The organism is Sphingomonas sp. FW306-05-A (assembly GCF_058782275.1).
Map to the genome: position 1 here is coordinate 854,421 of NZ_JBYSXN010000002.1, position 15,357 is coordinate 869,777.

Here is a 15,357-nt window from a genome sequence, read left to right on the forward strand (position 1 = left end):
ATCATAGATGGTAAACGCATGCTTGCGAACGCGGGGTTTCCACCGTCGACACGAGGTTCAGGGCCGATACACCCGCTCTACGCTACGCCGCAGGTCATCTCGCCAGAACAACACCGGCTTCAGCCGATGCGCCGCGAACAACGGCGCCTGGTCCGCATAATGTGGTGACTCCGGTCGTGTCGTCGCAGCACCGAACGGCTGGATCGAGCGGGATTCCACCCGACCCGCCCGGTCCCACGTCATCAGCATGATGAAGCTGTCCCCGTGATTGACGACGAGCCGGCCATCGGGGGCTTCGGTCCACGTCGACGCCGCGCGCAGCACGTCGGGTGCGCCGTCGAGCGGTAGGTCGACTTTGCCATGCCGCAGCCGCAACACCGTGCCGAGCGGGGGATCGAGCGTGCCAAAATGCGTCTGGAGATACGCCGCCGCCTTCGCCAGCGCATCGCGCGGATCGAGTTCGGGGCGGCGCTGGTAATGCCATTTCTGCCCGGTCCGCAGCAGGATCGCGGCGAGTGCCTGCCCGCTGTGCTGCCCGTCGAAGTTGCGGTTCCAGCGTTGCAGCACGCCGAGCGCGGCGCGGAGTTGCGGATCGCCGCGCGGGTCGACCCGTGCGATGTCGCGATACCACCGCGCAGCCCAGCTGTAGCGGCTGATCCCGGTGTCGAACTTGATCCGCAACAGCTCCGCCTCGCCGATCCGCGGGGTCTGGCCCATCAGCTCGAGCGCGCGGGTGCCGCGGTTGGTGGTGTCGGTTTCGATCCCGAGCAGCGGGCTGTAATCCTGCGGGCGAAGCTCGGACCCCTGCCCCGCCGCCTGATACGGCGTGTTGTTGGCGTTGATGAGGAATCTCGACGCGGGGTTCACGTTGCGCGGCACCTGCGCGAATGGCACCGTCCCCGGCATCAGCGCGCGCGACGTGTCGCCGGGCAGCAGATGCTGGTAATCATAGCCCGGCCGCCGGTTGGGGAAGCTCGCGTTATAGACATAGGCAATGGTCCCGCGCGCATCGCCATAGAGGAAGTTGGTCGCTGGAACGCCCTGGATCGCGAGCGCCTGCTGCCATTCGCCGAAATTGCGCGCGCGCGTCAGGCGGTAATATTCCTCGATCATGCGGAGCTGGTCCGCACCCGCATAGCGGATCGCAAAGGCACCGCTCTTGTTGACGATCACCGGCCCCTGCACCGCGCGGTAAACCATCTTGGGGATCGGCAGCACGAACGGACCGAACCGCACGCCGAGCCATACGCGCTGCGCCTCAAGCGGCCGCCACGCGCCGTCGAAGCGATAGCGGGTGTGGTCGGCATCGGTGACGAGTTTGTAGACATCGGTCAGGTCGGGGCGGTTGACCGTGTTGGTCCAGCCGAGATGCTCGTTATGCCCCATCACCGGGAACGGCACGCCAGGGAAGGTCGCGCCCGAGAAATGCCAGCCGGTCCCCGATTGCACCGACAGCTCATACCACGCGACCGGCCCCTTCCACGGCTGGTGCGCATTGGAGAGAACGCGGGTTGCGCCGTCGGTCGATCGCCCAGGCGCAACGACGAACGCGTTGGAGCCGTTGGGCATCCGCTCGCCGGTTGCCGGCAGCGTGGCAGGATCGGGCGCATCGGGGGTCGCGCCAGCGCTTTCGCGCGGAAGCGGCCGGTCGCCGGACAGTGCGCCCAGCACGGCGTCCAGCCCGAAGAAGAAGGGCGTGCGCAGGACGAAGCCGGTCGCGATGTCCTCGCCGTTGACCGGGAACAGCCGCGCCAGTCGCACCTCCCCCGGATGCCGTCGCGCAAAGACGTTGAGCCCGGTCGCATAGGCATCGAGCAACGCGCGGACATCGGCGGGTTGCTTGCGATAATCGCAATGCGCGGTCTCGCGCGCGCCGAGCAGCGCGAGCGTGTAATCGACCTTTGCCCCGTCCGCCCCGGTCATCGCACCGAGCCGTCCGCGCGCCATCGCCACCGCTTCCTGCAGCGTCGCGAAATCGTCCTCGGCATGCGCATAGGCGACGCCATACGCGACGTCAGGATCGGTCTTGCCGAAGATGTGGGGTACGCCGAAACGGTCGCGCGCGATGACGCTGTCGTAGCGGTGCGCGGGCGGCGGGGTCGCGCTGGTCGACGCGATCGGCTCCCACAGTGCAAGGCCAGCGGCAGTGACGACCAGCAGCCCGGCGAGCCCAAGCCCGAGTGTTCGCAGCATCCATTCCCCCTGTGGCTCTGGTCTTGGCCAGTGCCATCGCTATCTTGGCCTACGGGGCGTATTTGTCACGCAATCCGTAGTCTCACGACTTGTGTTGTATATTTGCAACACCATATCGGCGCGAAAGCAACTGTGAGGGTGGTGAATGAACATCGAGAAATTTACCGATCGCGCCAAGGGTTTCCTGCAGTCGGCCCAGACCGTCGCGATCCGCATGAGCCATCAGCGGATCGCGCCCGAGCATATCCTGAAAGCGCTGCTTGAGGATGAGCAGGGCATGGCGTCCGGGCTGATCAGCGCGGCGGGCGGCGATCCGAAGCGCGCTGCGAGCGAGACCGATCTGCTGCTGGCGAAGATCCCGGCGGTATCGGGGAGCGGCGCGCAACAGACGCCGGGGCTCGACAATGACGCGGTGCGCGTGCTCGACCAGGCCGAGCAGATCGCGACCAAGTCGGGCGACAGCTTCGTGACCGTCGAGCGGCTGCTCGTCGCGCTCGCCTTGTCGCTCAATACGGCTGCGGGCAAGGCGCTCAAGACCGCGGGCGTCACGCCCGAGGCGCTCAATGCGGCGATCGAGAAGGTGCGCAACGGTCGCGTCGCGGACAGCGCGGGGGCCGAGGACAAGTTCGACGCGCTCAAAAAGTTTGCGCGCGACCTGACGCAGGCGGCGCGCGACGGCAAGCTCGACCCCGTGATCGGTCGCGACGAGGAAATCCGCCGCACGATCCAGATCCTCGCGCGCCGCACCAAGAACAACCCGGTGCTGATCGGCGAACCCGGCGTCGGCAAGACCGCGATCGCCGAGGGGCTCGCGTTGCGCATCGCGAATGGCGATGTCCCGGATACGCTCAAGGACCGCAAGCTGATGTCGCTCGACATGGGCTCGCTGATCGCGGGTGCCAAATATCGCGGCGAGTTCGAGGAGCGGTTGAAGGGCGTGCTCGACGAGGTGAAGGCCGCCGAGGGCGACATCGTCCTGTTCATCGACGAGATGCACCAGCTGATCGGCGCGGGCAAATCCGAGGGCGCGATGGATGCGGGTAACCTGCTGAAACCGGCGCTCGCGCGTGGTGAGCTGCATTGCGTCGGCGCGACCACGCTCGATGAATATCGCAAATATGTCGAGAAGGACGCAGCGCTCCAGCGCCGCTTCCAGCCGGTGTTCGTGGGGGAGCCGACGGTGCCCGACACGATCTCGATTCTGCGCGGACTGAAGGAGAAGTACGAGCTCCACCACGGCGTGCGGATCACCGATGCGGCAATCGTCGCGGCGGCGACCTTGTCCAACCGCTACATCACCGACCGCTTCCTCCCCGACAAGGCGATCGACCTGATGGACGAGGCCGCGTCGCGCATCCGCATGGAGGTCGAGAGCAAGCCCGAGGAAATCGAGATCCTCGACCGGCGGATCATCCAGCTCAAGATCGAGCGTGAGGCGTTGAAGCGCGAGAGCGACGCGGCGTCACAGGACCGGCTGGTCAAGCTCGACGGCGAACTCGCCAATCTCGAGCAGCAGTCGAGCGAGCTGACGACGCGCTGGCAGGGCGAGAAGGACAAGATCTCCGCCGAGGCAAAGCTCAAGGAGCAGATCGATGCCGCGCGGCTCGAACTCGAGCAGGCGCAGCGTGCGGGTGATCTGGCGAAGGCGGGCGAGCTGTCCTACGGGCGCATCCCCGACCTTCAGCGCCAGTTGGATGCCGCGGCGGGTGCGACCAAGGGCGCGATGCTGCGCGAGGAAGTGACGGGCGAGGATATCGCGGGCGTCGTCGCGCGTTGGACCGGGATTCCGGTCGAGCGAATGCTCGAGGGCGAGCGCGACAAGTTGCTCCAGATGGAGGCGACGATCGGCAAGCGCGTGATCGGCCAGCAGAACGCGATCCGCGCGGTGTCGACTGCGGTGCGGCGTGCGCGTGCGGGATTGCAGGATCCCAACCGGCCGCTGGGGTCGTTCCTGTTCCTCGGGCCGACGGGCGTCGGCAAGACCGAGCTGACCAAGGCACTCGCGGAATTCCTGTTCGATGATCCAACCGCGATGGTCCGCATCGACATGAGCGAGTTCATGGAAAAGCATGCGGTCGCCCGGCTGATCGGCGCGCCTCCGGGCTACGTCGGTTACGAGGAAGGCGGCGTGCTGACCGAGGCGGTGCGGCGGCGGCCGTATCAGGTCGTGCTGTTCGACGAGGTCGAGAAGGCGCATGGCGACGTCTTCAACATCCTGTTGCAAGTGCTCGACGACGGGCGGCTGACCGACGGCCAGGGTCGCACGGTCGACTTCACCAACACGATCATCGTGCTGACCTCGAACCTTGGCAGCCAGGTGCTGACGACGCTGGGCGAAGGCGAGGATGTCGCGAGCGTCGAACCGCAGGTGATGGAGATCGTCCGCGGGCATTTCCGGCCCGAGTTCCTCAACCGGCTCGACGAGATCGTGCTGTTCCACCGGCTCGGCCAGGCGGAAATGGCGCCGATCGTCGACATCCAGGTCAAGCGGATCGCGACGTTGCTGGGCGAACGCAAGGTGACGCTCGACCTGACCGATGCGGCGCGGCTGTGGCTCGGGCGGGTCGGTTATGATCCGGTGTACGGCGCGCGGCCGCTGAAGCGTGCGGTGCAACGCTATCTGCAGGATCCGCTCGCTGACCTGATCCTGCGCGGGAGCGTCAAGGATGGCGCGACGGTACGGGTCGATGAGGGCGACGGGAAGCTGGAGCTGGTGGTGGAGTGATGGGCTTCCCTGCCTGAGGCGGGCGGCTTGGTGTTGGGCGCTGCCCCCACCTCATACCGACCCACCCCCGGCCCCTCCCTTCCAGGGAGGAAAGGAGGCTGCGGTACCCCTCGGATTAGTCCACCAATACCGTGAGAGTGCGAGCCAGTGCTTGCAGACCAGCGTAACGGGCTCCCCTCCCTGGAAGGGAGGGGTTGGGGGTGGGTTGGCCCGTTGTATAACGCTGCGCCAGCCTCATACTCCCCCAACCTTTCCAGGGATGGGACGCAGACAAAAAAAGGGGGCGGTTCCTGTCCAGGAACCGCCCCCCTTTTCGATACCCCAGCCTTACAGCTTGAACTTCGCCCCTGCCAGGAAGCGACGGCCATAGATGCCCTCGCCGGTCTGGACCGGGTTGTAGAGATACGCGCCATAGGTGACCGGATCGATCGGCGGCAGGCGATCGAACAGGTTGATCGCGTTGACGTAGAAGGTCAGCCCGTCGGTAACCCGCACGCTCGTGTTGAGATCGAACGTGATGTAGCTCTTCACGCGGCAACCGGTGTACGCCGGCGACGGTGCCAAGCCGCAATCGCGGTAGCCCGTGCCCTGGTCCTCGGCCGACAGATCGTAGCCCGACACGTAATTGACCGTCCCCGTCAGCGACATCGGCCCCTTCTGGAAGGTGTTCTGCCAGTTGCCGCGCCAGCGGTACGTGCCCGAGCCGGCGGTCAGGTTGAAGTTGCCGAGCGTGTCGACATACGTCTCCTTGTGGCCGTCCGGGAAGCTCGTGCTGAGTTCGAGCTGCAACGTCGCGTCGAGGTTGCTGGTCCACGTCACGCCGGCGATGTTGACGCGGCTGTTGATGCCGAAATCGATGCCCGACGACTGGATCGTGTTCGCATTGACCAGTGCCGAGGCGACATACAGCACACGCGGCGTCGCATTGGGGAAGGCAGCGTCGGGCGCGTCCGGGGTGATCGTGAAGCCGTTGGGGATCGCCGCGCCCGAATAATAAGCATTCAGCGCGTCGCCAGACGTCAGCGAGGTGATCGCATTGGTCTTCTTGATGTTGAAGTAATCGACCGTGAACGCGACGTTGCGGATCGGTTCGAACACCACACCACCGGTGAAGCTGCGCGACCGCTCAGGCTTGAGGTTGGGCGAGGCGAGCGTCGTCGCGCCGTAGCTTCCCGAGCGCAGGTACGTCGGGCAAGCGGTGCTGAACGTTGCGACCGAGCAGCCATATTGCGCAAGATACGTATCGTTGAACAGGCCGGCGGAGTTGGTGACATAGCCCGTCGTCGGCAACGCATTGGCTTCCGCAAAGCTCGGGATGCGATAGCCGCGCGACCAGGTGCCGCGGATCGTCAGTTCCTTGATCGGCGAAAACTTCGCGCCAACCTTGGGCGAGAACGCGCCCTGCCCGGTCGAATAATGATCGTAGCGGCCCGACGCATTGACAGACAGCTGGTCGATGATCGGCGCATTCAATTCGCCGAACGCCGAGGTAACGGTACGGTGCCCGCTGGTGCCGAAGGCGTTGATCGTGAAGTACCGCTGCGTCGCGCCATTGATGTCCGAATTCGCGCTCGGCGAGTCGATCCCTTCATAATAGACCGATGCACCCGCACCGAGCTGAAGCGGGCCGCCCGGCAGCTGGAACAGCGATTTGCTGACGGTCGCCTGTGCCTGGTACAGATCCGAGCTCGAGTCCGTGATGTTCTCAGGCGTCAGATAGTTCATCGTCGCCGCACTGGTCGCCGACGGGTTGACGAAATTGTACGAACCGTCCGCGATCACATCGAGCAGATGCTGGATGTAGACATAGCCGTTCTGCTGGCGACGCAGGTCGGTGTGCATCGCGGTCAAGTCGACGCGATAATCCCAATCGCCCAGGAACGTACCGTTGATCCCGGCGGCCGCACGATAGACGCGGTAGCGGGTTTCGTCGCGCGTGACCGAATTGGGCAACGTGCCGACGATCTCCGCGGTCTGGCCTGCTGCGGCATACGGGTTGTTGGGGTTGAGCGTCCCGTTGGTCGCGTTGCAGTTCGCGCGCGCGGCGCAGACATAGACCGGGAGCGTCAACGCCCCCGAACCGGGCGCGTAGGACGCGGCATTCGACCGCGTCGAATACGGCTGAAAGTAGATGCCCGCCGGGGCGTTCGCGTAGATCCCCGAGGGATCGCCGGTGTAGCTGCTGCGCGTCTGGAGGAAGTTGAACTGCGCATAGGCTTCCGAGCTGTCACCGATCTTAGCGGTGAACTTGGCGGTGCCGCCGAACCGCTCGATCGTGGGAGCAACGACGCCGTAGCGGTTGACCGAATCCTGCGAGCAGACGACCGACGGGACGACGCCGCCAGCGGTGTTGGTCGTCGGCTGGCCGTTGACGCACCCGCCGTTGAGCAGCGAATATTGCGTGCCGCCGGTCGGCCGCGCGTAGATGTTGGCACCCGCATTGGTCGCGCCGAAATTGTCGCCGCTGAGGATGTTGTTGGGTCCGCCGATCCCGCTCTGGTCCGACGAATTGTACGGCGCGGGCAGATCGTTGTTGGTGACGCCGCCCGAGCGATAATAGAAGCCGCTGATATAGGCGTTATAGCCCTTCTCATCCAAGCTGCCGGTACCCGCGGTCAGCGTCAGGCGCTGGCTCGGTGCGATGCCGCCCTCCGAGATGCCGGCTTCCGCACGACCAGACACGCCCTGGATGCTGCGCTTGGTGATGATGTTGACCACGCCACCGATCGCGTCCGCGCCGTAGCTCGACGATGCGCCGTCCTTCAGGACTTCGATCCGGTCGACGACGTCGTCGGGGATGGTGTTGAGATCGACGAAGTTGCGCGTCGCGTCATCGGCGAGCGGGTAATAGGCCGCGCGCAGGCCGTCGATCAGGACGAGGGTCGAGCTGCTCGACAGGCCGCGCAGCGACACCGCCGAGGCGCCACCCGCGAACGCGCCGTTCGCGCTGAACGAGTTGGTCAGTGCCGCGCCGTTGTTCGACGAAAGCCGCTGGATGCCTTCCTGCACCGTCGGAATACCGCGGCGGTCGAGCGATTCGGTCGACAGCGTCGTCACCGGCGACGGGGTGACGGTCGCGCGGAACAGCGAGCCGGTGACGACGATGTCCTGGCCCTGTTCGGCGGTCTGCGGGACGGGGGCGGCAGCGGGCGCATCGACAGGAGCTGCCGGGGCGGTCTGGTCCTGTGCAAATGCGGGCAGTGCGACGAGCGAGAGGGCTGCCGACGTCGTCAGGAGCCAAGGCTTCGAGATGAGGGAGGAATTCCGGGGCACGACTGGTTCCTTACAAAACGCGCACCCGAAACGGGGTGCCGGAGTTGGGTGATGATGAGCAAACCAGCGGACGTCTCCGCTTGATGGCGCCAAAGATCACGTGCCGACCGTGTCTGTAAAGCGCGACGCAGCAACGCCATGTTGGATTTGAGAAACGCCGTAGCAAAATTGCAACACCACACGCGCTTGGGGCCGGATCGGCCAAGTATCAGCGTCGTAACGCTGTGTTACCCTTTGCTACTAACCTTTGCTTTGGAGCAACATTATCATCATATTACTTCGGTCCGATTCGGCCTTAACCAACAGCTGGATATCGGATACTTGAGTATACCAAAGAATAGATTTGCTTCTTTGAAGTGCCGCTGAGGAGTCCCGCAAGACAAGGCAAAAAAAAGGGGCGGTGGATCGCATGATCCACCGCCCCCAGATGCTTCGATTAAGAAGCCATATTTTACATGTCGATCGTCAGACCCACGAACAGATACCGACCGTTGGCGTCGAAGATGCCCGGGTAGGTGTTACCGTTGCCGAGCGAGCCGATCGGCGAGGCCGCCTGGCTGAGGATCGGCGGCTGGCGGTCGAGCAGGTTGTTGGCACCGATGCGGAACGTGAACTTGTCCGCCGCACGAACCGTTGCTGCCAGATCGAAGTAGCTCTGAACCGGGATGCGTGCGTCCAGCGGCGAGAACGAACCCGCGAGATCGGCATCGCCGCTCGTGCGCTCATACTTGGTCGCCGACAGGTAGCGCCAGCGTGCCGACAGACCGATGCCCTGCGGCGAGGTGTAGGTCACGCGTGCCGAATGCCGCCACTTGGACTGCGGGTACCCGCACTGTGCGCCATAGAAGCCTGCGCAATCGAACTCGGCGCCGACCTTGTTCGACGTGAATTCGTCCACATAGGTGCCGTTGAACGACAAAGCGAAGGTCCCGACCGAACGCGTGCGCAGCGTGTAGCCAGCAGCGACGTCGATGCCGCGCGTCTTGAGCGAGCCTGCATTGACGTTGGTGTCGACGATGTAGCCGGTGTTGCCCTGGAACAGCGTGCCGTTGGCGTCACGGTTGATCGCACCGCACAGCGCGGGGTCGGCGGTCGCGATGCACTGCGCGATGATCGTGTCGGCGCCGATGACGCCGATCCGGTCCTGCAGCTTGATCGAGAAGGCGTCGACCGACAGGTTGAAGCCGCGCAGGAAGCTCGGCTGGAGCAGGACGCCAACCGTGAACGTGTCCGCCTTTTCAGGGCGAAGGTTCGGGTTGCCGCCGAGCAGGCCGTTATACTGCTCCGACGGGTTCGCTGCGATCAGGCCGAAGCGGTTGGCCGGAACGCCCGCACGGGCGCAGGCTGCGGCATTGTTGCCGTTGACCAGGCCGTTGACGGCCGGACCCGCGCACGGATCGGTCGCGCCGTCGAGCTGGACCGACTGCTGCGCGAACAGCTCCTGCGTGTTCGGCGCACGAACCGCACGGTTGTAACCGCCACGGAAGCGGATGTCCGAAACCGGTGCCCAGACGATCTCGCCCTTGTACGACGAAACGCCGCCCGAGGTGCTGTAGTCCGAATAGCGGAAGCCGCCGTTGATCGTCAGTTCCTTGAAGAAGCGACGGTCGGTGACCAGCGGAACCTGGACTTCGGTGAACACTTCCTTGACGTTGAACGAGCCGTCGATCGGCAGCGTCGCACCGCCCTGCCCGGCGAGATCGCCGGTGAGGAAGCCGTTGTCGACTTCGAGCGTCAGCGATTCCTCGCGATACTCGCCGCCGATGTTGATGCCGATGCCCTGCGTCGAGAACGGCGACTGGAAGCCGTACTTGCCGCCTTCGAACGTGACCGAGCCGCTGACGACCTTTTCCTGGGTGGTGCCCGTCTGGAAGCCCGGGGTCTGGACGTAGTTCAGTGCACCCGCGGAAATGTTGCCCGCACCGAAGATGTTGAGCGGGACGCAGTTCGGATCGGTACCGTCGACGACCGAGCGGCAAACGGTCTGCCCCTGGGTTGCCGAACCGGCGCGCGTATCGGTGATCGCATCGAGCGCGCGCGTGGTGCGCGAGACCGAGAATTCATTGCGATAGACCTGGTTGAAGATCGTCGTGCCGTACTGGCCATAGACGTCGTACGAAACGCCATCGGCGATGTCGCCACGGGCGCCCGCAACGAAGCGGTATGCGGTGTGACGAAGATCGGCCTGACGACCGCCGCCCTCGACGTTACGACGCCCGATCTGGACCATGCCCTGCTGGTACTGCGACCCATCCGGGTTGGTCAGGTTGACGACATTGCCGTTTCCGTCCCGAACGAGGTTCGTGTTGCGGAAGAAGACATCGCGCTGTGCCTGCGACAGGAACGGGTTGTTGCTGTTCAGCACCGTGGTGTTGCTGAAGTCACCCGACGGCGCGATCTGTGCAACCGAGCGATCGTCCATGAACATGAACTCGGCGTACGGCTTGAAGCTGTCGCTCACGTCGTAATGCGCGAGGAAGCCGGCCGTGTAGCGCGTGTCCGGGCGCTGGTAATAGTTGAGCGGGTTGGCGTTGTAGAGCGTCCGGCCAGGGACGAGAGCGCCCGCGCCGTTCAGCGTGTAGAGCTGCTGAAGATTGGTCGCCGCGCCGTTGAAGACGGCGTCGCTCGTGGTGAAGTTCGCCGGGAATGCCGTAGCCGAACCGCCGCAGACATATTCCGCGCCGCTCGCCGGAGCATTCAGGCCGCACGACGAATAGTCGCGATCGCCCTGGAGGATCGCGCCGATCTTGCGATAGCCCATGTAGCCGACGACATGGCCGCGGCCGTCGCTGGTGCCAGCACCCATCTTCAGGTTGACGTCGAACTGCGTGCCGTCGAACGCCTGGCCGTCACGGGCGGGGTAGCCTGCCCGTGCCGAGATGTCCTGGAACCGCTGGCTGCGGTTGTCATGGTTGTAGATGCCGCCCGATGCATCGAGGCTGACGCCTTCGTAGTTGGTGTCGAGCACGAAGTTGACGACGCCGGCAACCGCGTCCGAACCATAGACCGAGCCTGCGCCGCCCGTGAGGACGTCGACGCGCTTGATCAGCGCCTGCGGGATGACGTTGAGATCGCCAGCCGCGGGTGCGGTGCTGCTCGACGAGGGGTTGCCCGGCATCAGGCGACGGCCGTTGACGAGGACGAGCGTACGCGACTCACCGAGGTTGCGCAGGTTGGCGGTCGCGGTCCCGTTCGATCCGTTCGACACCGACGAGCTCTGCGCCGCAAACGACTGCGGCAGGCTGTTGAGCACGTCCTCGATGCGGGTCGCGCCCTGGAGCTTGATCTCGGCTGCGTTGACGACCGTGATCGGGCTTGCCGAGGTCAGGTTGGGGTTCGAGATGCGCGAGCCCGTGACGACGATGTCGCCTGCGTCCGCGCCGGGGGTGTTCGACGCAGCGGGCGTGGTGCCGGCGATGCTGTCGTCACCCGGGGTGGCGCTGGTCGGGGCCTGCTCCTGCGGTGCGGCGGGCGCGGCTGCATCCTGCGCGAGCGCGGGGAACGCGCCGAACACACCGGCGATCATCGTGGACGCGAGCAAGGAGTCGCGCAAAACTCGGTTCTGCATGTAGGATTGGTCCCTTTGGTACGCACCGCTTTTGGAACGGCGTCATGTCAAAGACAGTCATTATCTGGCTGCCGATGCGGCGGTTCTTTACTGTGGGGCCACGCTTCCAAAAGTAAAAAAACATGAACGTACGCAATTGGCGTCATATTGTTCCAAGGATGTAGCCAAATTGACACACTCGACATGTGGCGCGCTTGCCGCTGCGAGAACGCCACCGTATCGCGCGACCGAGCCCCGAACCGAGGACCGCCCGTTGCGCCACAATCCGACCATTCCGACCCTTATCGCGATCGTCTCGGCCGTGGCCGCGATCGTCCTTCCGACCGCGATCGCCGCCGCCGAACCCCGCAAGGAGGTGCGATCCAAGGCGCTGAGCGACGTCGTGCGGTGCCGTCAGATCCAGGACACGACGGCGCGGCTGGCGTGTTTCGACGCATCGGTCGCGGTGCTCGATTCGGCGGAGCAGCGACGCGACGTCGTCGTGGTCGATTCGCAGCAAGTACGGCAGGCGCGGCGCTCGCTGTTCGGGATCGGGGTTCCGAGCCTGTCGATCTTCAGCGGATCGCCCGAGATCGATTCGATCGACACGACCGTGACCGATGCGCAGGTCGATGGTGCCGGACGCTGGACCGTGCGAATGGCGGACGGCGCCCGCTGGGCGCAGACCGACGACAATGTCCTCGGCCGCAGCCCGCGCGCGGGCGACAAGGTCCGCATCAAGCGCGCCGCGCTCGGCAGTTTCCAGATGATCATCGGCGGGCAGCCCGGCGTGAAGGCACGGCGCCTCAACTGAGGCCCGCGCAAACCCATATCGTCCATGCGCCCGGCACGATAAGAGACGGCATGCCGCAGGACCGCCAGGCGTTGCACTTACTGACCATCGCGGCGTCGCATCTCCGCGCGGGCGACATGGCGCAGGCCATCGCCGCGTTCGAAGCAAGCCTCGCGATCGATCCGCATCAGCGTGACGCGTGGTTCAACCTCGGTTGGGCCCAACGGGCCATGCGGCAATTCGACGCGGCGTTGCAGTCCTATGCCCGCGCGATCGCGGAAGGCGATCCGCACCCCGAACAGGCGCTGCTCAACCGCGCGACGATCCTGTCGGACCATCTGTTTCGCCCCGACGCGGCCAGGGCAGAGCTCGAACAGGCGTTGCGCGCCAGCCCCGGTTTTCTTCCAGCGTGGCTCAACCTCGGCAATCTCCACGAGGACCTTGGCGACCCCGCGTCGGCGCGTCAGGCTTATGACGCGGTTCTGGCGCGCGCGCCCGACAATGCCCGCGCCCATGCGCGGCTCGCGGCGATCGATGTCGCGACCGGTGCGGCAGGGTCGGCGATCGCACGGCTCAAGGCGGTGGTTCCGCAGGCGACCGACGTAACCGATCGCGCAGAGCTGCTGTTCGCGCTGGGCAATGCGCTGGATGCGGTGGGGGAGACGACCGATGCGTTCCAGGCGATCGAGGCGGCCAACTGGATCGCACGTTCGATCGCGCCACACCGCTACGACGCGCCTGCACAGGAGCGGCTCGTCGACGCGCTGATCGCGGGCTACCCGGTGCGCGGCGAGACACGCGCTGCGACGGGTCCGGTAGCGGCCAAGACGCCGATCTTCATTTGCGGGATGTTCCGATCGGGATCGACGCTGGCGGAGACGATCCTCGGGCGGCACCGCGAGATCACCCCCGGCGGCGAACTGGAGACGATCCCCGCGATCGTACAGGCGCTGCGCCCCTACCCCGCCGCCGCACTCGCGCTGTCGCCCGATGCGATCGCGCAGCTCCGCGCCCGCTATCTCGCGGACCTGCCCGGCGACGGGTGGGTCACCGACAAGCGCTGCGACAATTTCCTCCACATCGGGCTGATCAAGACGCTGTTTCCCGACGCGCGGATCATCCACACCCGGCGCAACGCGGCTGACACCCTGCTGTCGACCTATTTCCTGCACTTTGGCGACGGCGTCGTTTACGGCAGCGATCTGCTCGAGGCGGCGCATTACTACGTCCAATATGCGCGGCTGATGGCGCATTGGCGGGCGTTGTACGGGGCGGACATCATCGACCTCGATTACGACACGCTGGTGGTCGATCCGCATGCGGCAGTGTCCGCAGTCCTGGATGCGCTCGGGTTGCCGTGGGACGCAGCATGCCTTGGCGAGCCGAACGCTCCGCTCGCCGTCCGCACCGCAAGCGCTTGGCAAGTGCGCCGTCCGATCCACCGCCGCTCGCTCCACCGCTGGCAACGGTATCGCGCGCAGCTTGGCGACGCGATCGCCTTGCTCGAACGACACGGGATCGGCGTTACGCCCTAGGCGCGGTCAGCCCCCGGTCAGTCACCGCGAACAACCGCGCAAGATCCTCCTGTTCGCCCTGCGTGAGGTGCGGATTCCATACGTCGAAGATCAGCACGATCCGCACCTGGTCGCTGCGATTCCACGCCTCATGCTCGATCGTGTCGTCGAACGCGAACGCCTCGCCTTCGCGCCACGCGCGCGTTTCGCCGCCCACCCGGAAACCGCATCCCTCGGGCACCACCAGCGGGAGGTGGATGATCGCGCGAGTGTTGGTAACGCCGGTGTGCGGCGGGATCGCCGCGCCACCCTTGAGGATCGAGAAGAAGGCGGACGGTGCCTTCCCCGGCAAATGCGTCTGCGGCACCCGCGCGAGCGCTGCGGCGGTTTCGGGGCAGAGGTCGCAAACCGCAGCGTTGCGCTGGCCATATTCCCACAGGAAACACGCGCTCCAGTCGCGCGAATCGTCGAGCTTGCTCCACGGCGTATCGGGCGTGCCCTTGTCGAGCCGGACATAGGGGCGGATCGCAGCGCCACCCCCCGCCAGCATCGCGAGCGCCTCCGGGCGGATCGCCGGCGTCGCCGCCTCGAGCTCGGCAAACCAGGGGAAGAGCGCACGATCGAAGAATTCGTCCGCGGGGAGGAACGGAAAATGCACGCCCGCACACTGGTTGGTGTAGATCCGCCGCCGCCCGAGCAGCGTATCCGCGCACGCCTGGAACCGCCGCGATGCCGTGGCGACCTGCCCCGCCTTGTCGAACTCCTGCGACAGTGCGTCGGCAAACGCAGCGTTATGCGCCTCCAGAAACGCGCGCGCGCGCGCTTCCGCATCGATCAGCGCGGGGGGCCGGTCCGTCGCATTGCCCGCAAGCTGGACCACCGCGCTCCAGTGCGGCGCCGCCTCGGACAGAAGCCCCTGGCGTTGCAGCAATTCGCCCATCCGCAAATGCGCGAGGAAATGCAGCTGATCGAGGTCGAGCACCGACTGGAGCGCCTGCCGTTCGCCCGCGTTGTCGCCCGCCGCGCGGTGGGCCGCTGCGAGATTGAGCCGCAACGCGGGCTCGCCCGGATCGAGCGCGACGGCGCGCGCGAAGCTGGTTGCGGCGGTCGGGAAATCTCGATCCGCCAACGCACGCATTCCCCGCGCGTTGAATGCCTCGGGCCGCGGCGGGACGATCGCGATCGCGCGGTCGAGGACCCTGCGCTCGCCCTCGCCGTCGCCGCGTTGGCGCAGCGCCGCCGCTTCGCGCAGCAACGTTCCAACGGCACCGGCAGGATCGACCATGGCCTGTGAAAGCATAGTCCCCCGCGC

At 65.7% G+C, this 15,357-nt stretch carries 7 protein-coding genes; 3 read left to right on the forward strand and 4 right to left on the reverse strand.

The window, feature by feature from the left end; genetic code table 11:
* Positions 1-57: 57 nt before the first annotated feature.
* Entirely contained in the window at positions 58-2,193 is a 2,136-nt protein-coding gene (locus AC3WJR_RS12825) for a penicillin acylase family protein (protein ID WP_492725411.1), read from the reverse strand.
* Positions 2,194-2,338: 145 nt separating this feature from the next.
* Between AC3WJR_RS12825 and clpB the strand changes: the two genes are divergently transcribed.
* Entirely contained in the window at positions 2,339-4,918 is a 2,580-nt protein-coding gene (gene clpB / locus AC3WJR_RS12830; RefSeq protein ID WP_492725412.1) for an ATP-dependent chaperone ClpB, read from the forward strand.
* A gap of 327 nt (positions 4,919-5,245) precedes the next feature.
* Here the strand turns inward: clpB and AC3WJR_RS12835 are convergent, their stop codons facing one another.
* A complete protein-coding gene (locus AC3WJR_RS12835; RefSeq protein WP_492725413.1) occupies positions 5,246-8,191 on the reverse strand; it encodes a TonB-dependent receptor domain-containing protein in 2,946 nt (981 codons plus the stop codon).
* A gap of 451 nt (positions 8,192-8,642) precedes the next feature.
* Positions 8,643-11,759: a TonB-dependent receptor domain-containing protein gene (locus tag AC3WJR_RS12840; RefSeq protein WP_492725414.1), complete on the reverse strand. Its 3,117-nt coding sequence runs from the start codon at positions 11,757-11,759 to the stop codon at positions 8,643-8,645.
* A 169-nt stretch (positions 11,760-11,928) separates the two neighbouring features.
* Between AC3WJR_RS12840 and AC3WJR_RS12845 the strand changes: the two genes are divergently transcribed.
* Positions 11,929-12,552 carry a hypothetical protein gene (locus tag AC3WJR_RS12845; RefSeq protein ID WP_492725415.1) on the forward strand — a complete coding sequence of 208 codons (624 nt, stop codon included), beginning with the start codon at positions 11,929-11,931 and terminating at the stop codon, positions 12,550-12,552.
* Positions 12,553-12,602: 50 nt separating this feature from the next.
* Complete coding sequence (locus AC3WJR_RS12850; RefSeq protein ID WP_492725416.1) at positions 12,603-14,066, forward strand: sulfotransferase; 1,464 nt, start codon at positions 12,603-12,605, stop codon at positions 14,064-14,066.
* Here AC3WJR_RS12850 and AC3WJR_RS12855 read toward each other — a convergent pair.
* Positions 14,056-15,330, reverse strand: coding sequence for an aspartyl/asparaginyl beta-hydroxylase domain-containing protein (locus AC3WJR_RS12855; RefSeq protein ID WP_492725417.1), 1,275 nt, complete (start codon positions 15,328-15,330; stop codon positions 14,056-14,058). The two genes, AC3WJR_RS12850 and AC3WJR_RS12855, sit on opposite strands and share 11 nt — an antisense overlap.
* Positions 15,331-15,357: the final 27 nt, after the last annotated feature.